At 57.0% G+C, this 24024-nt stretch carries 14 protein-coding genes; 9 read left to right on the forward strand and 5 right to left on the reverse strand.

Annotated elements, in window-relative coordinates; translation table 11 throughout:
* Positions 1–618 precede the first annotated feature (618 nt).
* The 3 genes from hemN to ACVIN2_RS13870 all read left to right on the forward strand — a co-directional run bounded on the left by hemN (position 619) and on the right by ACVIN2_RS13870 (position 4948).
* Positions 619–1983, forward strand: coding sequence for an oxygen-independent coproporphyrinogen III oxidase (hemN, locus tag ACVIN2_RS13860; protein ID WP_456766018.1), 1365 nt, complete (start codon positions 619–621; stop codon positions 1981–1983).
* Between the two features lie 91 nt (positions 1984–2074).
* Positions 2075–2305: a hypothetical protein gene (locus tag ACVIN2_RS13865; protein WP_157158633.1), complete on the forward strand. Its 231-nt coding sequence runs from the start codon at positions 2075–2077 to the stop codon at positions 2303–2305.
* A 1341-nt stretch (positions 2306–3646) separates the two neighbouring features.
* A complete protein-coding gene (locus tag ACVIN2_RS13870) occupies positions 3647–4948 on the forward strand; it encodes a carbohydrate porin (RefSeq protein WP_456766019.1) in 1302 nt (433 codons plus the stop codon).
* Between the two features lie 733 nt (positions 4949–5681).
* Here the strand turns inward: ACVIN2_RS13870 and ACVIN2_RS13875 are convergent.
* Entirely contained in the window at positions 5682–6611 is a 930-nt protein-coding gene (locus ACVIN2_RS13875) for a TauD/TfdA dioxygenase family protein (protein ID WP_007600153.1), read from the reverse strand.
* Between the two features lie 2012 nt (positions 6612–8623).
* On the opposite strand from ACVIN2_RS13875, the gene ACVIN2_RS13880 reads away from it, so the two are divergent.
* Positions 8624–9250, forward strand: a complete 627-nt coding sequence (locus tag ACVIN2_RS13880; protein ID WP_007600152.1) for an FMN-binding negative transcriptional regulator — start codon at positions 8624–8626, stop codon at positions 9248–9250.
* A gap of 417 nt (positions 9251–9667) precedes the next feature.
* On the opposite strand, the gene ACVIN2_RS13885 is transcribed toward ACVIN2_RS13880, so the two are convergent.
* From ACVIN2_RS13885 to ACVIN2_RS13900, 4 genes are all read right to left on the reverse strand, one after another.
* A complete protein-coding gene (locus tag ACVIN2_RS13885; RefSeq protein WP_456766020.1) occupies positions 9668–15232 on the reverse strand; it encodes a trifunctional serine/threonine-protein kinase/ATP-binding protein/sensor histidine kinase in 5565 nt (1854 codons plus the stop codon).
* Positions 15233–15382: 150 nt separating this feature from the next.
* Positions 15383–15706, reverse strand: a complete 324-nt coding sequence (locus tag ACVIN2_RS13890) for a hypothetical protein (RefSeq protein ID WP_231189043.1) — start codon at positions 15704–15706, stop codon at positions 15383–15385.
* The gene (locus ACVIN2_RS13895) at positions 15703–16002 is read right to left on the reverse strand and encodes a HipA domain-containing protein (protein ID WP_246648954.1); all 300 of its coding nucleotides are present in this window, start codon (positions 16000–16002) and stop codon (positions 15703–15705) included. Before ACVIN2_RS13895 ends, ACVIN2_RS13890 begins: the two co-directional genes overlap by 4 nt.
* Positions 16003–16128: 126 nt before the next feature.
* Entirely contained in the window at positions 16129–16446 is a 318-nt protein-coding gene (locus ACVIN2_RS13900; protein ID WP_456766021.1) for a HipA N-terminal domain-containing protein, read from the reverse strand.
* 1681 nt (positions 16447–18127) lie between these two features.
* On the opposite strand from ACVIN2_RS13900, the gene ACVIN2_RS13905 reads away from it, so the two are divergent.
* The 5 genes from ACVIN2_RS13905 to nolL all read left to right on the forward strand — a co-directional run bounded on the left by ACVIN2_RS13905 (position 18128) and on the right by nolL (position 23878).
* Positions 18128–18757 carry a response regulator transcription factor gene (locus tag ACVIN2_RS13905; protein ID WP_088941395.1) on the forward strand — a complete coding sequence of 210 codons (630 nt, stop codon included), beginning with the start codon at positions 18128–18130 and terminating at the stop codon, positions 18755–18757.
* Positions 18758–18841: 84 nt separating this feature from the next.
* Positions 18842–19231 carry a response regulator transcription factor gene (locus ACVIN2_RS13910; RefSeq protein ID WP_007600141.1) on the forward strand — a complete coding sequence of 130 codons (390 nt, stop codon included), beginning with the start codon at positions 18842–18844 and terminating at the stop codon, positions 19229–19231.
* Positions 19232–19676: 445 nt separating this feature from the next.
* A complete protein-coding gene (locus ACVIN2_RS13915; protein ID WP_158091512.1) occupies positions 19677–19817 on the forward strand; it encodes a hypothetical protein in 141 nt (46 codons plus the stop codon).
* Between the two features lie 365 nt (positions 19818–20182).
* The gene (gene ectB / locus ACVIN2_RS13920; protein WP_231189061.1) at positions 20183–21445 is read left to right on the forward strand and encodes a diaminobutyrate--2-oxoglutarate transaminase; all 1263 of its coding nucleotides are present in this window, start codon (positions 20183–20185) and stop codon (positions 21443–21445) included.
* Between the two features lie 1311 nt (positions 21446–22756).
* On the forward strand, positions 22757–23878 hold the full coding sequence (gene nolL / locus ACVIN2_RS13925) for a nodulation factor fucose acetyltransferase NolL (RefSeq protein ID WP_456766022.1): 1122 nt from the start codon (positions 22757–22759) through the stop codon (positions 23876–23878).
* Positions 23879–24024 lie beyond the last annotated feature (146 nt).

The raw sequence follows: 24024 nt of genomic DNA on the forward strand, positions 1-24024 counted from the left end.
CACCTACCCGGCTCATTTCGTCACGCCAGCTGCGCGAGAGCCGCCGATAGGAGAGTTTCGCTCGTAGCGATATTGCCGCCGAGTAACGGACGCATGAAAGGACTTCTTCTGCGAGGGATCCATGAAGACGCCCACCGACAATCCCTTCATTGGCGAATTTCACTACATACCGGGACGGAGCCAAGCGGACCCATTATTCCTGGACCGATGGGGAATACGCCACGCAGACTCAACTACCAACCTTGTCAGTTGACGGAGAATACGGGACCGTATCAATGTTGGTCATTGAACCTCGCACGAGTCAAATCGTGGAGCAGTTCGAGGTCTAGCAGCTTAAACGGCCCTGGTGGGTGTCTCGTTGCCGAAGATCAAAGATTATCAAGGCGGACGAATTGGGGACCCCGCCGTGGCTGTGTTGATTCGAGTATCTCGCTTGCAGAACTTGTTCTCTGTGTCCGAGGGGAGCGGATCGTCATCCGACAGCGCGTTTCTTCCGCAGATCGGCCGTCACGCAAGCTCCCAATTGCCTAGCGACAGTCCCGATCGCCCTTGGCAAGCAAAGGGATGCAGGACAATTCGCTTGCGACGTAAAACTTCGTAAAGATGGGATAACAATCCTTGCAGACCTCGATCTTAAGCACGTATTACGATGCTCGCCTTCCTTGGTACACCATCTATCCAACTGTAGCCCAGTTCTCCAAAGCAGTCGGCGGCGACGCCTGTGAGAGATGGCTGCAGCAGCTGCCGCTTGACCAATCGGTGTCGCTCTATTTCCACATTCCGTTCTGTCGATCGATTTGCTGGTATTGTGGCTTCGCTCGAAGCATCACTCGCCGGCATTCTCCTATCCTCGACTTTTTGGGGGTTCTTCGTAAGGAGATCGATTTGGTCGCGGCGCAGGTTGCGCAACCGCTGCCTGTGAGCGACGTCCACTTCGGCGGTGGAACGCCGACCCTCATCGAGCCAACGGAATTCCGCCGGTTGATGGGGCTTCTGCGCCGACGCTTTGCGATTTCGAACACGGCCGCCATTGCTGTTGAGATCGACCCGCGCACGTTCACGCTCGCCACATGCGAAGGATTGGCGGCTGCCGGCGTGAACCGCGCGAGCCTCGGCGTCCAGAGCTTCGATCCAATTGTCCAAAAAGCCATCAACCGGGTCCAGAGTGAGACACAAACAGAGCGCGTTGTCCAGGCGCTGCGGCAGCATGGAATCATGCGCGTCAACTTCGACCTCATCTACGGGCTGCCAAATCAGACGGTGCAGTCCTGCGTTCAGACCGCGACAACGGCGCTGGCAATGCGACCAGACCGGCTTGCGGTGTTCGGCTACGCGCACGTTCCTTCCTTCAAGAAGAATCAGCGCCTGATCGACGAGGCAGCGCTGCCAGACAGCCATGCCCGTGCAGAACAAGCAGCCGCGATGGCCAATACACTGACTGCAGCGGGCTACCGCCAGATCGGACTCGACCATTTCGCCTTGCCGCACGATGAGCTCGCGCTGGCGCAGAAAGCCGATCGCCTGCGGCGGAATTCACTCGGTTACTCCGCCGACACCTGCAATAAAGTGATCGGCTTCGGACCGTCGGCGATCGGCCGGCTTGGCGAGGGTTACGTCCAGAACGAAGTTACAGCGGGTTCCTACAGCGGCCAAATCAACGCCGGCCTTCTGGCGACGTCAAAGGGCTACTGTCTCAGCCTTGAAGACCGCCTCCGGGCCGCGATCATTGAGCGGCTAATGTGCGATTTCGAGGTGGACGTGCCGGCAATTTGCGCTGCTCATGGATTTGACCCGATCGGCTTGCTCGGTTCAGGCGAACGCTTAGCAATCCTCGCTGAGGATGGGATCGTCGAAATGGAAAAGGGATTCCTCCGCGTGAGGCCGGAGCATCGTTTTCTCACCCGGGCTGTGGCAGCCGCATTCGATTGTTACTTTCGCGCCCCCTCTGTTCAGACCAGCCAACGCAATGATTGGATGAAATGAATCACGTTTTGCTGCACGCGCCAGCAAGCCTGAGGAATGCGTTCGCTCATCTGGCACACTCACAACCAGCTCCAAATCGATCAACGACGCCGTGCGAAGCTGTGCGGCGGAGAGTCGCCCTGACCCGCGCCGCGAAGACAAGCTGGACGCACTGCTGCCGGGAATTGGACGCCCCGACAACAATGCTCCTCGCTCAAGCAGCGTGACCCTACATCTCGACAAGTTTCATCCCATCACCGCCATTAGCCGTGTAGCCAAGGATCTCGATGGGGACGACGACTGGTTGCGCGACGCCGCCAACCAACTGGAGATCGAGAACTGATCATCTTATGTCGTCGAGATGATGACATCTCGACGTTTAGGGACTTCCGGATCGAAAACCCTGATCGAGCTCGTCCGGATGGACAAGGACATCTGACCCTTGGCTCCGGCGGTGGCAGCCGAAATCATGCGTGATACGGCGCAAAGGATATTCGAGCGCCACAACTACAACCAGATCCGGCGGGATCACGGTCTTCGAAAAGATCGTTCCCTGTAAGAGCTTCGCGCGACGTGGATCGAAGCAAACGCCTAGAATTCACCCGCCGACGCTGCGATACCGATCGGCCGGGAACGCCGGGGCTGTGGAGTCGAGCGACACATTAGCTACGATTCACGCAGCGACAGCCGACCTCCCGCTCAGTCAACTACCAAACCTAGCAATTGATGGAGACGACGGAGACATGCCAGTCAGTGGCGGTGAAATTCGCTCGGGCCGCATAAGAAGTCGCCGCGCGATTTCATCGATCAATGGAGCTGATGAATGTCTTGCCTCGTCGTCCCCAGGTATCAAACTGTCTCCAATCGTGCCCTCCATCTTCCTCTAAGAGCCACTCGAGGGTTTGTGGCGGCGAGTTTACGGGCCGCCAAGGATGTTAGCCCCTTCTGCCTGCCCGTGCTTCATCCCATCGACCGAGCAGCGAGCGGCTTTTCTTGGATCGGGCGTGTTGTTCTGCGAGCCCCGCTATTGCCGCTGCTCTCTGTTGAAAACTATTCTCCTTCGTTTTGGCAGCGGGTTTGTCGCAAGGTTCCTGGGCTCCGTGTATCGGCCACCAATCTCTTGCTAGCGAACGCGCACACCGAGCAGCCCGTTAATGTCTCGACACCCTCCAGCAGAAGCTCGCCTTGATTAGCGATCGAGCGACTGGGTTGTTTTGCGCTGTGTACCCACACGTAGGCCAAGCGGCGCCGCTGTGGTGATAGCGCGCAAGGTGGGTCTCGCTGACATAGAGAGGCCGCCTGGTGTCAAGCGTCTCCCACCACATTGAGGGACAAGATTTGACATCCGCTCTAAGGCCGTCAGTGGAAGTGCACTTTATTCAAATCGATGAGCGCGAAACTCACCATGCATCGTTGCGTTATAACGCCGCTATCCACGCAAGCATACCTGGCTGGCGTCGTTGCTTTCATGTCTGGACCAACTGCGAAGCCACGAGGTCGTATTGTCCTTTGTCTGATAGCTAGTCTCGCCAGCAGTTCGGCGGCGCCGAGTCGCGAGATCTCTGGCCCAAGAAGCCCCAGCCCCGATGAGCTCGATGAGGCAACAAGCAGAACAATTTCGGATCCGGCCATCACATTCCGAAGCGGGCGGCCCAAGGGAGCAGCGCGCCTTTCTAGGAGCTCCTTGCCAAAAACAGCTTCGACCACGATTAAGCGCGACGTCGCCATGGAGACGGCCAAGAGCAGAATTGAAAAGCCGATCGACCCATTCGCAAAATTCGAGAAGCTTCGCGAAAGAGGTGGCGCTTTCACTGCTCCTGGTCCTGCGGACACGATAGATCAGGATACAGCTTCTCTCAGATCCCATTTTTCGGATCTCGGGATTGGATTTGCTGGCTGGACGCTAAACACGTTTGTCGACAATGAACTCGGCAATGGCGCCAGAAGCACCATCGCCAATCAGCAATATGTCGGCCAGAATCCGACATTTAGTACGGTCAACTCTATGATCGTTACTTATGACCTCGCTCGGCTTGGAATTCCCGATGGTCAGATCGTGGTCGGAGCCGAGCATCAACACTGGACATGGCAGAGCGCTGGGCCAGATCGGCTGGGCCTCAATGCAGTTTCTTACTATCAAACGTTATTCGACAGAAGGATCGAACTCAAAGTGGGCTACCTCAGGAACCAACATGAGTTTGCGGGCGCTGGAGACAAAGTGTTCGGACCCTCATCGAAAATGCTGTTCCAAGCTGGCGTGAGCAACAATTGGGCGCCAACGCCGGCTCTTAATCTGAAGTACAATTTTGATGATCGCCTATATAACAAGCTCTCAATCCAGCGCTCGGTCAGTCCAGCAGGACAATATGCGCATGTAAGCGAGAATCCCACTGGCTTGAACTGGAGCACGCGCGACGCAGGCATTCTTTTGCTTGATGAGCTTTCCTACAGGAACAAGCCTACTCCGGGTGTAATGGAGACTTGGCTGCGGGCTGGCGCGGGCTTCAACAACAGCCGCTACACGGACCTGCAGCATCCGACAGAAGCGACGACCAAGGCCAACAGCGTCTACTATGTAGGTGCGGACAGGCAATTCTGGCAGTCTGCCGTCCACGGCTCGGCATCTCGCGGAGTCTATGGCGGGCTCTCTGCAATGTATGCTCCGCCTGACCTAAATAGAGCTAGTCAATACTACGAGATTCGCCTTTATGCGAAGGGCCTATTGGACAGCCGGCCCACAGATCAGATGAGTCTTGTTGTCAGCAATACCATCTGGAGCCATGTCGCGGTGGACGCTGCACTGGCAAAAGAACAGCTGGCGTACCGTGACAGTACTGCTATTTCAGGACTGTACACGGCGCATCTGGCGCCGGGGATATATACAACCGTAGGACTGACCTACATCAATCACCCGACAAGCGTTACCTACACACCGCAAACCGGACACGCCCTGAATATGTTAGTATCTACGTCCGTATTCTTCTAAGGGCTCAGGACTGGGCGTGAATTCACCGGCATGTAGTCGAAATCACAATCGTTCCCTTTCAACGGCTTGGGCAGGTCATCGCGGCGTTTTGCTATCTCTGTGCTCCTGGCGCGAGGCCGGGTACCGCGTGAATTTAGGCATGTCCAAGGTAGCCTGCTGTTGGGAATGGTAGCTTGGAGCCTTTGCTGATTCGGTCTACGAGCGATAGACCGGCGCCGTATCGCGCAAAAGTCGTATCCTCTTGCGGAGCGACATTGTTTCACGTTAGCTGCTCCTGCAGCTCGTCAGACTCGCGTCCGAGCTCTTACTCTGCCATGACAACGCCGAAATCGTGCCCTCGGAGATTCCCGCGACGAGACTTGGTAAGTGGAACCGCGACACAGATGCCAAAATTCAGCCAGCTCCGGCAATCGCGCTCTGTCTGTCCGACGGTCGTGCCGTCGTCCGAAAGGCGATGCGCAAGGTCGGCGGAAACGCACCCCCTTCCGTGGGAAAGTCAACCGGACGCGGCCGGATGACTCGCGCCACTCGGCGCTGAATCATTTTCGGCCGGACGAGATGAGCTTGAGCATCTTACTTCAGCAAGTAGGTCGCCTCCCGGGTCTGCGCGCGCGTTAGCTCCTCCCATCCAATTGCGCGTGGCGTTCTGCTCGGCTTAACTTCTCTTCGCAAACATCTATTCGCGCGAACATGCGACAAGGCCAGTGCAATTATGTGAATTTGCCGCGCACTGCTAGGCAACTTTCGTGGACGGGTGCTTCGTCATCTTGAGGCGCGTCACACTGCATCGACCATCGACACTGACGGGCGCGTCACCATCGAGTGTGGCACGATGAACGACGCGATGCTGGTCACCGTAATCGTTAAGGGCATAATGCTGTGTTGCGCGATTGTCCCAAATCGCGACATCGCCTTCTTTCCAGGTCCAGCGCACGGTATTTTCGGGCGCCGTGATATAGGACTGGAATAGTTGAAACAGCTTCTGGCTGTCGCGTTTTGGGATATCAATAAACCTTTGCACCAGATCGCCGAGCACCAGCGCGCGCTCGCCGGTCTCGGGATGTACACGGACCACCGGATGCTCCGTCTCATAGATTGTTTTGGTAAAGACCTCATCAAAATGCTTCTGATCGATGTCGCGAACACGGCAGGTCCCGGCGTAGTCGAAGGCGTTGCTGTGAACGGTCCAGAGTTCGTCGGCAAGCCGTTGGAGCGGCCGCGGCAGATCGAGGTAGGCCGCCACAGCATTCGACCAAATCGTATCGCCGCCGGACGATGGGATCACAATAGCTCGCAGCACCGCAGCTTTGGGATAAGCCGCTAGAAAGGTTCCATCGGTGTGCCATACATCGGCTCGGCTACCTCCACGCGCGGAATCAAGCTCGAGGATCGAGGTCGTTCCATTGATCGTACCGAGTGTGGGATGCGGCACCAGCTTTCCCAAACAAGCGGCAAAGCGCTCCTGCTCCGCGTCATCAAGATGCCGCTGATCGCGGAAGAAGATCACTTTATGTTCGAGCAGCAGGCTATTGATTGCAGCGACGGTTTGGCTCGGCAAATCACCCGAAAGTTTGATATCTCTGATTTCAACACCGATGCGCGCGGCGCGCTTGACGATGTCGGTCGCTGGAATGACACGCTCGGTCGAAGCCGTTTCTTTCATTGCAATTTTTTCCAAGTTTTGCGGATTGTTCAAGCAGACGAGGGTGCATCTCGCTCGCTTTCGATGACGAACCTCGCGCTGCGGGTACTCTTGAGCAAGCACCATGCCAGTCGGACACGAGCTGTGAACGTCAGGTTGATGATCCGAACAGCTTGCCAGGAGCTCGATGGCACCTCCAATCCTCTTGCAATCCGAACCCGCAAATACACCAGAGGTGAAAACTCTGAGGCTAGCGCCCCGGTCCGGGGCGAAAGGCACGCAACACCGAGAGGAATTGTACCGCTCGGTACCCGAACAGAAACGCGCCATACGGCCTTCGTGCAACTTTGAGCAGCGAGCCGTGCGTGCCGTTCTCGTCCAGTATGGCACCTGCCCAACTGTTTGCAGCAATCCGCCAAATACGGGCCGCGTCTGCGAACGAGCCATCACCTGCTCTGAAGGTGTCCGGGACCTGCCCTGGCCGCGATCACTACCGGCTTCATCCGCTGGAAATGGAAGAGGAATAGATGACCTTGGAAGAGACCCAAACGATTGAACTACGGTTTCATCCAGGCGAAAGCCATTGACCCGCGGCACTGGGATCGCGATGTTCTCGATGCACCGACGTCCGAGGGCGGTGAGGCAGATGCTCGGCATTGTCCCGGTGGCTTTGCCTAAGACGGCAAAGATATGTCCACTACCGGTCGTTATAGGTGTTTCAATGTTGTCGAAGTAATTACCCTCGACGAGTGCTTGCACAGATGATCCAGCAACCACTGCATGGAAAACTCCGCAGCTGTGTTGCGCATTCGTGTTGTGGAAGTAATTGTTAACGAGATGGATAATGGCCTGCGCACCGTCAATGTGCGGCGCCCGCCCCGAGATCTCATGAAAATAGTTATTTGCGATAGTGATCGTCTCCGGGACACCAAGAAACAGGAGGTTCCAATAGTGTTTCCCGTTAGAATAGGAGGAATAGACATCGCTGCCATCGAAGTCGTTCCAGGAAAGCGTAATATTCGTCGTGGGGAAAAAGCGGCCGATAGCGGCCGAGCCAATGCCGATCACCGTTTTGTTTGAGCCAATTTCCAGCGGGCGCTTGCCGGCCCTGTCGAATGCGACCGACGTCTTCTCCTTGCCATCGCAATGCGTGTCGTTTCCATCGATAAGAAGAAGGGACTCACGCTTGTAAGGTGCCGAACAGGCACGGCCGTATTGGGACCCCTGCCCTTCGCCTCGCCCCTCCGTACCGGTAAAGTCTATGGTTCCGATTACCTGGATCTCGCGCGAACTATCGTCATTGCACTGGCCGAAGCTGTACCACCGACATAACTCATAATTCAGAGCTTGGTTGATCTGACTTGAACTATCTCGCCTCCCAGCCCGCCCGTCGCTGCAGAGCCAAAGCCCATGATGGCCTCCGATCGCACATCGTTCGGTCCGAGGAGGGACGAGACGCCGAGGACGGCAGCAAGTCCGCAGAGCACGCACAACGAACGCTTGATGTGCTCCATCGTGTGTTTCATAGGCATATGATGCTCTCTCTTACCTCCGCAATTCCGCACGACAACCTGAATTTTCGAGCCGAGATGCTGAACTAGACGGGGCCATCAGCATGCGGCGTTAACGCCATTAGATCGTCGTCAATAAGGCAGGCTGGTAACATCGGAAGCATGCTAAACAACGGTCGAGGTGTGCAGCCGCAGGCACCGTGCCAGATGGAATCGACCTGGGTAGCCATTGAGCGGCTCACGACTGATGAAAACAGCGGTCGATGCTTCGAGAACGCGGTCAGAATGAAAGCAACATCTTATCCCACGTTTCACCGTAACGCGCACGGCTCGAAGGCAACGGCGGGACCAGCTTGCAACCGCGCTCTTTGATTTGCGCCTTCGACGCTTGATGGGCTAGCTGCCCTAAGGCCCTGGAATGCAACTACCAAACCTAGCTGTTCCTGTGATCCCGAATGAGGCGTACCGCAGTTCAAATCATGAGACGCCCGGCTTCCGTCGGGCTGTCTGGGAGCTTCACTGATGTACACGCCGTCCTGCTTCCAAGTTCTCGATATCGCCGGCCTTCAACAAACAATGCGCGAGGCACGGACAGCGACACTGGTCACCGCCACTCACGAGGGGCTTGTTGGAACGTTGCTGCCCGTAGTACTCGACGAGAGCGCAGGCTCGATGGGCACGATTTACGCGCACGTGGCGCGTGCTAATCCGCAGTGGAAGCTGACACCAACCGGAGAGGCGATGGCAATTTTCGCTGGGGCGGAGGCCTATATCAGCCCTTCATGGTACGTGACCAAGCACGAGAGAGGCGAGGCCGTACCAACGTGGAACTATGTCGCTGTGCATGCCTACGGACAAGTTGAGTTCTTCGAGGATTCCGATCGGCTCCGCGAGGTAGTCACACGGCTGACCGATGTACATGAGCGCTCAAGCAAAGACCGCTGGGCGGTCTCGGACGCACCTGCCGATTTCATCAAAGCGGAGCTCGAGGGGATTATCGGCCTGCGATTGCAAATTACACGGCTAGATGGCTCACGGAAGATGAGCCAGAACCGCAATGCCGCGGATCGCGCCGGCGTCATCGAGGGCTTATCCAAGAGCAACCGTGAGGAAGACCGTCGTGCGGCTCACCTCATTCCGAAAGGATGACGAACCCGATCGAGGTATTGTAAACGAACCGGTGTCACGTGGACTTCCTCCACTTCCTAGACTGCTGTCCTTCTGCACAACCACGCGCGGGCGGCGGGTCTGCTCGCGGCAGGTGCTTTACACAGCACAGGAACGCGCGGCGTCCGCGAGCGGCACCGCGAACGCCCAAGCCGCTAGGCCAACTCCAGCTTTTATGGCGTGCAAGTCTCAAGAGATTTGCAAGGAGCCCTCCAAGCGTCTGGAATCTGACATTGCGGTCAGATTGCAGACTCTCTGACACTTCACGACAATCTGCGGTCGCGCACACTCCCGACGGGCAGCAAGAAACGCGAATGTCTCACATTTGCAAGGTCGCGCAGCTCACTTCTGTCACAATGATCGGGGCTCCCGGACCACCTGCTCGACCTCGAATTCGGCCTAAGGCGTCCAAGAGACCTGTTTCGCCTGCTCGACGCCCTCCGGCGCAACGGGTATGCTGAACTGAAAGAAGGCCCCGTGAGGATCATTGGCGCCCGCCCAGATCCGGCCCCCATGCGCCTCAATAATGGAATGGCAAATGGCCAGCCCCATGCCCATGCCTTCTGACTTGGTGGTGTAGAACGCCTCGAACATACGGTCTGCGCTGTTTGGATCGAGTCCTGGACCTGTATCCCGAAAGCTGACCAATACATTATTCGAGCCATCTGTGCGCGTCGTGATCAGTAATTCGCGTTCGCCTTCGTTGATCTCGCTCATAGCCTCGATGGCATTCGTGATCAGATTGAGAATCACCTGCCGTACCTGAACGCGATCTGCCCGAACGAGCGGCAAAGCCTCAGGCCTTCGGGTTTGCACCCACACGTCATTTTGTGCAAGTTCCGCGCGGACTAGGGCCAACACCTCTAAGATCAATTCGTCAATTGCAAGAAGCTCGGTTTGCATGGGCGCTTTGTTCATAAGAGCGCGGATCCGACGGATCACGTTTCCTGCGCGCATACTGTCACGAACAATCAAACCGAAGGTCTGCCGAACCTCTTCCAGATTTGGCGGTTGAGCACCGAGCCAATTTAGCCCCGCCCCCGCATTACTGCTGATCGCGGCAATCGGCTGGTTCACCTCATGCGCGATCGAGGCGGCCAGATGTCCCATTGTCGTGATCCGATTGGCATGTGCAAGGCCCATCAGAGTCTCGCGATAGCGCCGTTCGCTTTCGCGGGCCTCCGCTTCCGCTCTCTTTCGTTCTGTCAGGTCCAGGACGAAGCCAACACCTTGGTCCTCTCGCGCATCGAACACGGCGAGGCCAATGAGCACTGGCACGCGACTGCCATCCTTCCGAACATACTCTTTCTCGAACTGCTGAACAGCTCCGGTCCTTTTTGCTTCTGTGTGAGCATCCATTGTGCGCTCGTGCCATTCTGGAGGCGTCAGATCGAGACCGTTCACTCGGCCTGCGAGGAGATCTTCTTGCTCGTATCCAACCATCGTGAGGAAGGCTTGATTTGCTTCGATGATCTCGCCCCCTTCGTGAATGATAAAGATTCCGATGATGTTAGCGTCGAGCAAGCGCCGGATTTTCGCCTCCCGTTGCTGAACTTCGCTGTACAACCGGCTGTTTTCGAGCGCTGTTGCAGCTTGAGAGGCAAGCATTTTCTGCATTGATGTTCGGGCAGCCGAGAATATGCGCGGGGCGAGATTATTCTCCAGATAAAGTACGCCGATCAGCTTGCCCTGCGTGATGAGTGGCAGGCAAAGAATAGAACGCGCTTTGCGCTCGCGGATATAAGGATCTTCGGCAAATGAAGGCTGGACGACAGCGTCTTCGAGAACCACGTTTTCGCGGACACGTAGCACGAATTGCAGCACGGATTCGGGAAGAGCCATCGGAGTTACGGGCTGTTCATCCACCTTTATAACGAGCGCATCTGCTACCGTTTTGCCTTCCGCTTCGATCCGTGGCTCGTCGCCATGCAGCAGAATCAACACACCTCTTTCGGCGCCGGCCTGCTCAATGGTAGTCCGCATAAGCTTGTCAATTAGCTTCTGAAGCACAATCTCGCCGGAAATCGCCTGCGACACTTTGATCACCGTCGCCAGATCAAGTTGCTCAACCGGAGCTCCGATCGTCATGCCATTCACGGCAAGCGGGGGCTCCTGATGCATGAGATGCGGATGCAGCTCCTCGAGTTGACGCACCTTACCATCCGCTCCCCAACGAAGGTAGCCGCGCCGCGCGTCCTGCAGGTAAACCCGGGAGATCCTGGCAAAACCGCGTGCAGCATAAAAGCGCGCTGCAAGTTCACAAGCGATCCCCTCGTGGTGGGGGAAACCGTTACGTCCTGCGGTTTGGATCGAGTGTTCGTACAGTCGCATTGCGTCTGCATCCCGGCATTCTAACCTCGCAATTTCAGCGCCGACCAAGGCAGCCCGATTCTCGAAGTTGTCGGGGCAATTCGTCGCCCATGTCTGCAGTTGCCTGTAATGAGCATCAATGACATCTCGGTGTGGCTGTTGTTCGCCTTCGCCCAGCCTGTCGCAATAACACGAGTGAGACAGCGCACCATAAAAGTGAAACTCCGCGGTCAAGGGCTCTGTTGGTATGGTCCATAGTTTGGGCTCGGCCTTCGAGCGAGCCTCAACAGCCGCAGCATAATCGCCGGATAGGAAGCGCGCCTGAAGTTTGCGGATCCAGTAAACGGTTTCGCTAGGTGACTCCGGACTTCCCGCCAACGATCGTTCAACGTCTAGCTCGTCAAATTGTTGGTCGTCGAAGCAACCGAGCGAGCGCGTGAGGCCGCGCATGGTTCTGACGATTGCGAGCTGAGCGGCTACCGCCTCAGCAGCAAATTGTACCTTTCTGTTCCGGATCGTAGCAGCGCTTTTCTCTAACTCGTTCTGTACCTCTTTCAGGTGATCTCCGGCCATCATCATACTTCCGGTTAGATGGACCGAACTGTACGCCTCATAGATGACATCACCGCTACTGACCGCGGCTTCGAGGGCTCGCCGGATCAAAACTCGGCCGTCTCTAAGCGGCTTCGTCCACGGGATCACGGTGGCTCCGACGGCCAAATAGACGTGAGCCCGAAAACGAGAGAACTCGCCGCGATCAGCCAGATCGCAAGCAAGACGACCAAATTTATCGGCCGCTTGGTAGTCACCGAAGCGTCCGGCCGAGATTCGGCCTAACCATGCGTAATGGGCGCAGGAAGCATCAGTGTTGCCGTATTCGAGGCTGATGCTGACCGCTCGGCAGATCACTAAAGCGGATAAATTGGCGTCTGTGAAACCTGCAGCCGGAAGAATCCGCGTCAACACGGCGAGCGTGGCAAGCTTGGCCTGGTCTGTCATTCGAGGCAAACCAGCAAGATCCTCGATTGCGTCGGGCAGCTGTGACCACATCCGCTGATATTCGGCCAGCATTTCATGGTCCGTCGGACGCTGCGACCACTCGATCCCGACGTCGCGAAGATATTCGAGACCTATGAGCACTGCCCGGCCGTGCTGACCCAGCGTCAAGTAAAGATCGACCCGCAAACATGCGACCGTTGCTCGTTGTGGCCCGTTCAAAGCTCGCTTCGACAGTGCGGACAAGAGACGCTCTGCAATCTCCAGCTGGCCTACCAAGAATTCGCATTCGGCCCGGCTGGTCTCGAGTGCGAACGCGAGCTCGCGGCGCCTTTGCCAAAAATTGGGCGCGAGCAGCGCAGCACCGACGGTGAAATATGCTAGCGCCGAGGCGTAGGCCGCCGAGGCCTTGGCACGCTGCCCTGCGATCAAGTTCAACTCGGCGAGCTGCTCTCGCTCCTGATCGGAAGCGATGAGCGCGACGCCTCGATTGAGCTGACTGACAATGTCGAAGATGGCCTCTTCGCGTTTGTGCGCAGGGATGTGTGCCGCGAGCATCCGACCGATCCGCAGATGGGAAGGAGCGCGCGAGGATTCCGGCATCAGCAAGTAGGCCGCCTCTTGAACGCGATCGTGGACAAAGCGGTAGGCTGTCCCATGCCGCACGATCAGTTCCTGCCGGATTGCCGGCCACACGGTCGCGTGCACTTGCTCCTCTGGAATTTCGAGCACAATCGCAAGCTCCGCCGTCCCGGCGATGTTGCCGAAACAGGCCAGCTGTTGCAGCGCTTCCTGCGTTTCCTTGGGCAGCCGGATGAGCTTGCCGAGCATCAGATCGACGACGTTCTCGGTGTACGCTTTTGCGTGAATTTGCTGCAGATCCCAACGCCAGCGCGCCGACACGTGATCGAACGTCAACAGCTGCTCTCCGGCTAGTTCAGACAAGAATTGAACGGCGAAGAACGGATTGCCCATCGTCTTCTGATGCACCAACTTCGCAAGCGGGGCAGCGCGTTTTGGTCCGCAGCGAAGGGTATGCGCAACCAACTGCCCGACGTCGTCTGCGCTGAGCGGCGATAGCGTGATCTCCTGTAGATTTAGGCCGGCTCTCCCGATGGACTCGAGCTTGCGTTTGAGCGGATGATCTGCATCAACTTCGTTGCTGCGGTAAGCTCCAATAAGCAGCAGGTGCAGATCCGGCTGGGTCAGCAGATCCTCGATCAGGTCGAGTGTTGCGGCGTCATACCACTGCAAATCATCGAGGAAGAGCACCAATGGATGGGTTCGCCGGGCGAACACGCCAATAAAGCGACGAAACACGAGCTGGAAACGGATTTGCGCTTGGCGAGCTGGAAGCTCAGCAACCGCGGGCTGCTCGCCGATAACAAGGCTCAAATCGGGGATCAATTCGACCATCAGCCGTCCATTCCCACCGAGCGCCTCCCGGAACGCCTGCCGCCAAGTCGCGAGTTCGCCCTCACTTTTGCTGAGAAGAGGACGCACAAGGCTCTGAAAGGTCTGCACTAGTGTCGCATATGGCACATCGCGCTTCACTTGGTCGAATTTGCCTGATGCCAAGAGCCCGCGATAGGGCACGAGTACTTTGTGTAGCTCCTGGACGAGCGAAGACTTACCGATGCCGGAATAACCGGCAACCAGCACCAACCTCGGCGCGCCGCTCTTCACCGCTCGATCGAAAGAGCCAAGCAAGGTCTCGATCTCGCGGGCTCTCCCATAGAGCTTCTCGGGGACGATCAACCGATCAGGTGTGTCGTCTGCGCCAAGTTCAAAAGGCTCGATGCGACCATGGTTGGCCCATGCTGCCAGACAGTGTTGCAGATCGTGTTCAAGGCCAGCGGCAGTCTGGTAGCGTTCCTCGGCGGTTTTCGCGAGGAGTTTCATCGCAATGTGAGAGATTGGCTCCGGGACATTTTGCGATTTCTCGAGGGGCGGTGTTGCTTTTCTTGCAATATGACAATGAATCCACTCCAACGGGTCTGAGCCCGTGAACGGCAGCGCGCCGGTCAGCATCTGGTAGAATATCACCCCAAGTGAATAGAGATCACTGCGAGAGTCGACCGAGCGATTCATTCGTCCGGTCTGCTCGGGCGCCATGTAGGGCAGCGAGCCGGCGATGAACTCGGCAGGCTCAAGCGGCACCCGCTCGCGGGAAAGCCGGGACGCCAGCCCGAATCCGGTGAGTCGCACTTGTTCGTCAGGACAATTGACCAGAATGTGACCGGGTTTCAGGTCCTTGTGGATTAAGCCGCGGCGGTGGAGCTTGCCCACGGACCTCGTGACACCAATAGCAAGGCGCAGGAAGCGCTGAGGCTCCATGCCGACTCCAACTAAGTTTAGCAGCGGCTCGCCGCATGGATCCTCCAGGACCAGCATGGTACGACCAGCTTCCCGGATGAGTTCCAGAGGTCGCACCGCCCATGCCTCATCTAGCTCCTCTCTCAGCTCATACTCGTGGGCGAGGCACTCGATCGTGGCGGGGTCTTCCCCGGTGGGCCGCACGAGAAGCACGACAGCCTTGCTGCCGTTGATTTGCCGCCACGCACGGCAGAACACACGACCTCCGTCCCTCCACAGGGGCTGGATGTCGTTGTCGAGATTTGAGCCGAACACATTTCGGCTGGGAGGGGCGCGCGGCATTTGCCTGACCAGACTAAGAAGACGCGCGCCAAATCTGACACATAAGAGGCGCCATTGTGAAGGAACTTCACAAAATTCGCTGCAGGGTCCGGATCATGGCCGCCAAAGAGAGCCCGCAGCAAGCACAATATAACGGACGCAAGCTGTATGTTAGAGCCCGATCGTGTCGATCGAGCGCAGCCCTGCGCGCAGCTCGAGCCCGGGCGGCGGCTCCGGACTACGCAGCGCGCCGGCGCGGAAGGAGTCCTTCGCGATAGAGCGACTCAAGCCGAAGGCTTCCCACGCCAAGGACAGCGGCTCGATTGACGTGTGGCCGAAAATGCCGCCACTAACAATGAAGTTGTTTGGCACGTCTACTTTGAAGAGGAACAACTCGCCCGGCTGGAGCGCCCGAAACTGCGTGATGCCGCTGGGTTGCCACGAAAAGGTTAAAGATAGCTGGAATACCGGGCCGCCCTCTGATTCGTATTTCAAGGCGGCGGCACGGACAAAGCCTGGCAGCAATCCTCTTGAGGCAAATGTAGGGGACGGTTGTCGCCGGTCCAGCGGCGATCGAACCTCTCAACCACGAGCACACGGTTGCCTTCAAACTCCTCGATCGCGATGGCGGCGCTCGGAAGTCCGAGAGCTGCTGTCAGCTGGCAGAAGAACTCATTCTCGACGCTGTAGGAAAGATTGAGGCCGTTCGGTAGTCGGTCAATCCGCGGTTTGAGAATGTGCGTCGTGGCTGTAGTCGCCAGCGGCTTGTACCAACGCCCTTTCCAGAACAAGAGCGCGGTCTTTTCCTGGGCGCCGGCGATCGAGATCCGAAAGTCCTCGTCCTCACCAAGCTCAAGGAGAGCCGATGCAAAGGTCGCCGAGAAGCGGGGCGATTCTCGTCGTCAACGGGTCTGCCGTCAACAGCCCCGGCAGCGGCCGGGTTCGATGCCGTCCGGCAGGAATTGCAATGGACCGACGCAGTCCCGTCCGACACCAATGAGTAGGTTGTAAGCGTCGATGCCCTGAGCGTGGACTCGCTCCGCCATACGATGGCGGATGGGCATGCTGTCGGGCAGGAGATTGTCGGAAACGGCGACGACAGCGGCACCGATATAGCGGTCCCTCACGCAGAGCAGAGATAGCGACACGGGCAGCGCATGCTCCCAGGCAAGCCAGGACGGATCGTACTGAAAGTCGATTGCGCCGACGAATGGTGTTTTGCAATGCGCGTTCACCGGCTTCGGATGAGGAGAGCACAGGGTTCGCTTTGTGGGCAATCTCGGGTCGGCACATACTTTGATCCGTCATCTCCTCGACGAAGATGGGTGCGCTGCCTAAAACCCAGCGACGCTCCTTACAAGCTGGGTTCCAGCGAGCCCTTCTTCGATAGCCCTTTCGAACGGAGACGGCTGCGATCCTGAACGACGTGTTCCTTGCCCTGACCAAGGCCGGCCACCAGCCTTGGATTGGCGAACAACCCCGCAATGTCAGCACGACAGTGGGCCGTTAAGACGATCTCGTTCACGCTCGACCACCCGGGGCCAGGACGCAGGCCAACGGACGACTCCAAACACCGCATGAAGCTTCCGAAACCCTCCGACTGGAGATCCCAGCCACTGGAGAACAGCGGAACGCCTTCTCGTCCCAGTCGCGCTGCGACAGATCTAACTTGCCAACTACGAACTCCACCTAGTCGGCTCGAGAGATGCTAACTCGATCAATCTAAAAGACATGTACAACGTGACCCTACGTACGATTCAAGCCTTTCCCGTCTGTGTGAAGTAGCAGGGAGTCACCATCTACTTTGGCTGCTAAACGAGTCTCGGTTTTGCCACGCGGGTCACATCATCTGGGACACCATCACCACGGATGTACTGGCGATGTGGGGCGAACCCGGCACACTTCTTCTCAAAGGAGTGCGCCGGGCCGCCTTAATGAGTTGCGTCGGAAGATTGATGAGCTAGTGGGCGGTTGGCGGCTGCTCCAAGCGGACCGCTCGAGCCAGTTTCAGCCCTATACTGCGGCATTGAGGAGCTAAGCTTCGAATCAGCGTGCTCGATACGCACCTATGGTGCCCGCCAATCCCGCGAATGCGCCCTCTCCATTTGAATTACACACATCATCTTCGGATACGAGCAGCGAAGCAATCGGCAGGACGCACGAACGTGGGCGCCCCCGCAGCTCGAGATGATTACATTTCCTACAAAGCACGACCGAAAGGACTTGAATCGCACCATGCGTCAGGTTGTACGAAACCGATGCAAGGTGCTTTCCCAAGCTCGCTAAAGACGCAACTCACAGGCGCTCTGACGACGCAAAAAAGAATTTATGTGCTGATGCCGCTGCTACTCGTTCTGATGTCCATTTTCTTTGCTGCGGGTGCGATAGTCTACGCCTCATGCCGATCTCAACAACGCCGGCGGGATCGGCGCATGCACAGGCACATTGGCCCCAATTCGCTCAGCTCGCGCCCCCGCGTGCAGCTACCGAGGCGGCGGGCATTTTGATCCGGCCGCTTAACGAGAGTCCGCCGACGCCTCATGCGCCTGAACGGGGATGCCAAGCGGCATCCGCCGCCAGCTAGAGCGAGCGCCTCAACTTGGCTGCTGATTGATTTGATCAATGCCGCCGGGCCGTTCCAACGGGACGGCGGACAGACGGAAGCCAGTTCTCGACCACTCGGGCCCTTTTTGCTAGACTTTCGTGATAATGTCTTACGCACGCAAACGGCTGGCCGTTCGCATACCTGGAAGATCTCAGAGATTTGCACTGCGCGAAAGCTCCTGAGAAGGCCGCCACGAGCAACCTTTGGTCGTGGCTCCACGGAACTTCTACCACGATTGCAAAAGTGAGGCTTTTATCGTGACCAAGCGCTCTGAACCGCGGAAGCAAGCCGCAACTGTCGAAGGGCCGGAGGTGAGACCGAGCGTGTTGGTCGTCGACGACGACCTCTCAATGCGCGAATCGCTCGTCAACCTGTTTCGTTCGATCGGTCTAGACGTTGTTGCTTTCGGATCGGCCCAAGAACTGCTCCAGAGCGAGCTTCCTGATGTTCCCAGCTGCCTTGTGCTTGATATCAGACTGCCGGGCTTGAGCGGGCTGGAGCTCCAGATTGAATTAGCCAAACTGAAGGTTCACATTCCCATTATTTTCATCACCGCTCATGGCGATATTCCGATGACCGTCAAAGCGATGAAGAATGGAGCAATCGATTTTCTCGGCAAGCCGTTTCGCGATCAGGAACTGCTCGATGGAGTGGTCGCAGCGATCGAACAGGATCGCAAGAGACGAGCTATAGACAAGGTTGTCACGAAGCTGCAGTCCTTGTTCGAGGCTCTAAGTCCACGAGAGCAGGATGTCTTGAGACTGGTCGCCACGGGCCTCTTGAACAAACAGGTAGCCGCGGAACTCGGGCTTGCCGAGATTACAGTCAAAATCTACCGGGGGCACGTGATGAAGAAGATGGGTGCTCGATCACTAGCCGATTTGATTAGAATGGCGGAGAGGCTGGGAATTGGGACCGACCGTTTCAGAGTACAAACCTAAGTATGATTTTACAATTTCTTCGTACACGCGCACCCTTCAGCTGGCCGCCATGCTTCGGCCAGTGCCTTCGCCCAACCAGGACGGGTGGTCTTGTCTAACACTATTTCCGTTGTCGACGATGATCCTTCAATTCGTGTCGCGCTGAACAACCTCTTGAAATCACAGGGCCACATCGTTCATACGTTTGCTTCGGCCGAGGAATTCCTGGAGTCGTCTCAATTGAACAGCACGTCCTGTGTAATTGCAGACGTGCAGATGCCCACGATGAGCGGCTTTGAACTTTTAGAACAGATGCGGGCCCAAGGCCACGCTGCGCCATTCATTTTGATTACTGCCTTCGCGGATGATCGCACGCGAGCCCGCGCTTTGAGCGCCGGCGTGACCGGCTTTTTCGCTAAACCGTTTCCCGCTCTGGAGTTGATGGCCTGCGTCGATGAAGTACTCCGCGAGCACCGTCCCGGAACAAACGCCTGAAAGCGGGGCAAGCAATCTGGACCAAGCCGCGCTCGCGCGGCGCTCACGATGTCGATCAACGCGCGATTGACGTCTGGTTGAAGCACTTGCTAGTTCGGGCCCCTGACAACATGCCTCTCGTATGATCGCGTAATCCGACGAGGCCGAAGCGCTCGTCGCGTTAACCCAGGAGCGCGCGATCTTGAGTGCGACAACCATTGCTGAGTTCGGCGCGAAAGCGCCACGGGTCCGGTCGCCGAGTTGGGGGAAAAGGAGGCGGCGATCGCGGCCAACATCACGGAGTTTGTCAAGACGTTCGCTGCGGAATTCCGAGAAGCCGCAAAGACGTATGTTGGCAGATCGAATGTTGGCGGATCCAACGGTTTGCACCGCCAGATCCGCTAAATTCGGTTCGATCCCAGCAACTCTTCGGACTGAAGCACCGGAAGCTTACGCATCCGTTGGAATGGCAACACAAGTGCCGCTGGCAGATTCGATCTCAAGCCATGCCTTTGCTGCCGAACGCATCCACGCCGACGACTGCCCGGCGATTGTGTCGACCAAGCGCAAGGCCAAAACCGGTCGGGCGGCGGGCGTGTCCTTCTAGTCCCTGAGACCGTGGCCTGAGCATGTCGCTTCCGGCTCGCGGTATCCTGACGCAAGGTACCGCACGCATGCGCAACGTCTTCCCGCGCGGCTAGGTAAACCCGTTCGCGAAAGATGACTTAACACGGGGGCCGTCGCTGGATGGGGACGAAGCTACTAGAGATGGTAGCTTTGTTCCGCCTGGTTCTCAGGTAACCCGTTGGAGCTGATTTTTAGATGCGCTACGCGCAACCCAAACGATGCCGAGAGGCGCGGAACCCGCGGTATGGCCTGCCAGTCCTGCACGATGTTGGCCCGCGTTGTTTCATCGGGCAGATTGTCTGGTCGACGCGACGACCGCATGGTTGGAGTACACAGGGGAGCCGAATGAAGACAATTGAAACGCTAGAGTCCAATGTGCGTGCGTACTCACGTTCCTTTCCTGCTGTCTTCAATGGGGCGCGCGGTTCAATTATGTTCACAGAGGGCGGCCGAAAGGTCATAGACTTTCTGTCTGGCGCTGGAACGCTAAACTATGGCCACAACAATCAGCAGATCAAAGCAGCAATCAGCGACTATCTGGAGTCGGACGGGGTCGTCCACGGCTTGGACATGGCCACTCCAGCAAAAGTCGAATTCATGGAGACCTTTAGCTCTGTTATTCTTCGGGAACGGAATCTTTCCTATCGCTTTCAATTCACCGGGCCTACAGGAGCTAACGCCGTTGAAGCAGCTCTAAAGCTCTCGCGTAAAATCACAGGGCGTCACAACGTCATTTCTTTCACGAACGGATATCACGGCCAAAGCTTGGGAGCCACAGCCGCGAGCGGTAACCGCTTTTACCGTAAAGCCAGCGGGATTCCCTTATCCGGCACAACTTTCATGCCCTATGATGGGTATCTTGGCTCCTCGTACAGTCCGGCGGATTACGTTCGAAAGGTGTTAATGGACGAGAGCAGTGGTACTGATCTTCCAGCCGCCATTCTCGTCGAAACCGTGCAAGGAGAGGGAGGCATTAACGTCGCCGGCAAGGAATGGCTGCAGTCAATGCAGGCTTTGGCAAAAGAGGTCGGAGCTATTTTCATAGTTGACGATATCCAAATGGGCTGTGGTCGCACAGGTGAGTTCTTCAGCTTCGAGTTCGCTGCGTTGTCGCCAGACATTGTCGTGATGTCGAAATCGCTGAGTGGTTACGGCTTGCCATTGTCGATGCTCTTGATCAAGGAAGCGATCGACGCATGGGAACCAGGCGAGCATACGGGAACATTTCGCGGAAACAACCTTGCACTCGTTTCTGGCAAGGCGGCATTGGATCTGTATTGGCGCAACCAGACGTTCTCGCAACAGATCCAACGCTTGGGTGCATTTATGCGGCGTCGACTCGATGCTATCGCGCATCAGCACGGAAACGAGTTTGCCGTTCGTGGACGCGGCATGGTATGCGGCTTCGATTGCAAAACGAGCGAGATCGCAGAGGCGACGTCACGGAGAGCATTTGTGAAGGGATTGATTATCGAGCGATGCGGACCGACGGATCAGGTTGTCAAGTTCTTGCCTGCACTTACGATCGCCGAAGAAACGTTGGAACAAGGGCTCGATATATTCGAGGAGTCATTGACTGAAACCTTGAAGTTGACCCGACCAAGCTAACCTGCCGGCACACGAGAGACACTGGTCCTAGCGACAGCATCGCCGCCAACGACACTGGCGTCGGCCCTTGCTTCGCGCCGAAACGGTCAGGGGTTGTGAGGCAATAATGTGGAGCTAACGCCTGAACGCCAGCGCTGTTTGTGATCCGCTGAGTCGCTGGTGCGCGAAGAACGCCTTGCTCCCTGCTTGGTCCGCAACACGTGAGTGTGGAGCCCCCTAGGTCCGCCGAAGGCGACCTCGTTGGCGGAGCGGAGTCGAATGGTGTAGTAGGCCTTCAAAGTGCTGCGCGACGAGTTATTGAATGACGATCGCATCTAAGCCAGTCCACAAGTGAGGAGAGTCCGCCCGCCGCTGCGATCTACCGCCTCATCCCCACGCCAAGCTCAGCTGATATTGATCGAGAAGCCTGCCTCGGCGACGTCGCGCACGCCCATCTGACCGTGCTCTTTCACGCACTCCTGCGTTAGATCTGGCCTCCTTGCAGCATTAGGTCATGTTGCTCGAACGCAGTTGGTCATCCGCCCAAGTACGATCAACCAGGCCTCCCCCGGATGCACATAAGCGACGAGCTTCAGCTAGAGATGGTACTCCACACGCGCAGCCCGTTTCACGCCTGGCTTTCATGAGCACGTGTCCATCACACGGGTGCGGACTTTGTCAGGACCGTAGACATTCCGCAGCTGCGATCCAGCCGAGCCGTTTACACCATAAATGCGGCACCAATCACTGCGGCGGCGGCTTTACGACAAAAGTCGTCACGGCAAGCGCGGTTCAGGCGTGAGTTGCACGAAGCCGAACGAGCAGCTCAATTCAAAAAGCGTTGGTCCTCGGCTTTCGCTCCACAACTCGGAGCACCGATATCCGTGTGCCCCCCAGCCCGATGCCATAGCCCAAGTTGGCGTGATCGAGTTCAGCTATCAGACGCCCCGTTAGCTTGATCACCCCGGCGTCGACGGGACCAAATGTCGACTATGCTGGGCGAACCGAAGAAGCCCGACGCATCTGCCGGGTCCGAGATGCGTCGGGCTGAGTGGGAGACTGAGTGCGACAGTCTTCCTCCCAGAGCCGCGTCTGCAACTAGCATGCCGTGCCCGCACTGCTAGCCCAGCGTCTCAAACCAAATATCGGCTCTCTACCGCACAGTTTGCTGAGGCGTACAGAGATGCTCGGCCCACGGCTAGTTCCTCAAGGCCTAACCAGTTGAGCTTGTTGCCCTTCCAAAAACTCCCACCATCACCTTTCGTCTCAACCAAAAATGAGGCAGAAGAAGCGGACAAACGGGCCGCCGGCTCATCAACAACAGATATCTAGATGTTTGATAGATTGCAACGCGTGACTGGAATAATGGCCCCGAGCTCGCGCACGACCGGGGCAAGCGATCGAGATCTGAGCTTAGATTTCGCGAAAGGTGCGCTCATTGTCTTGGTAATCGTTGGGCACCTGATCCAGTATGTCATCTATCGAGACGGCGGCTTTTGGTATTCGCCGTACTACAAAGCAATCTATATGTTTCACATGCCACTCTTTATGGCGATAAGCGGCTATCTTTCTTCTCGATCGTTGCTGCAGAAGTCGTTCACTCAGGCCGCCATCGCCCGTGCGACGCAGCTCTTACTGCCCATGCTGTTTTGGTGGGCGCTCATGGAGACAGCTAAGTCAGCGGCATTGTGGCGCGCGACCAGCCTAACTACCGGACTTTTGGAATTTGTAGACGATCTTGCCGGCACATACTGGTTCATCTGGGCCACGTTTGTTTCTTACCTTCTCATCAAGATACTCACCAGGCTGAGCCACCGATCGTTGGTCATATCTGGCTCAGCGATACTGATTGCACTCGTTCCTCTGACGTTCTCCATATCACCCTTGATCAGGTTCACTTACCCGTTCTTCTGCTTGGGATTCTTGTTTGCTCAATCGAACGAACGATGGACGACTACATCGCGATCTCACAAGCCGCTCTTGATTTTATTTCTCTCGGTCTTGACTTGCGTATGTTTTGTAGCCTGGGGCAAGGACACTTATGTCTACAATAATCTTGGACTAATTCACGATTTTCGGTCGGCCAAAGACGTGCTTCTGATGTTTGTTGGCGCTGCAGCTGCCTCAGCAATCGCCATCGAACTCTTGCTGCAATGCTGGCGCTTTAGCCACTCAACCCGAATCGCCCGCTTTATAGCTATGGAGTTGGGCCAGACCACGCTGCTGCTCTACCTTGTCCAGGGTACCGTGTTCCGTCTAATGGATTTCATACAGCTCGGAGAACTTTGGGATCTCACGACCCAGTTGATCATCGCGGGTCTGCTCGGGGCGGCAATTGTTGCGATCGCGCTAGTGGTCCGCTCGACTGTTCGCGGCATTCCATATCTGTCTCAGCTCGTCCTTGGAATGCCACCGCGGTCAGGTCTCCCGCGAGCCAAACCCGCAATGAACTAGCTGTATGCATTTGATCGTCCGAGTACGGCAGGATGTTGCGATGGCATCGCCTTGTGCTGCCGCCGGAATAGCGTTCGAAGCCCGATCGGGCGGCGTCGGCGTCCACCGGCCGAGCCGGTCGGCATAGAGTAACGTAACATGCGAGT

The organism is Bradyrhizobium sp. USDA 3650 (assembly GCF_054057395.1).

What these genes read in the sequence shown, in the direction of transcription:
- ACVIN2_RS13875 (WP_007600153.1), bottom strand. Translation starts at nt 6,611, where the DNA reads ATGAAAGAAACGGCTTCGACCGAGCGTGTCATTCCAGCGACCGACATC.
- ACVIN2_RS13880 (WP_007600152.1), top strand. Translation starts at nt 8,624, where the DNA reads ATGTACACGCCGTCCTGCTTCCAAGTTCTCGATATCGCCGGCCTTCAA.
- ACVIN2_RS13885 (WP_456766020.1), bottom strand. Translation starts at nt 15,232, where the DNA reads ATGCCGCGCGCCCCTCCCAGCCGAAATGTGTTCGGCTCAAATCTCGAC.
- ACVIN2_RS13915 (WP_158091512.1), top strand. Translation starts at nt 19,677, where the DNA reads ATGGCAACACAAGTGCCGCTGGCAGATTCGATCTCAAGCCATGCCTTT.
- ectB (WP_231189061.1), top strand. Translation starts at nt 20,183, where the DNA reads ATGAAGACAATTGAAACGCTAGAGTCCAATGTGCGTGCGTACTCACGT.
- nolL (WP_456766022.1), top strand. Translation starts at nt 22,757, where the DNA reads ATGTTTGATAGATTGCAACGCGTGACTGGAATAATGGCCCCGAGCTCG.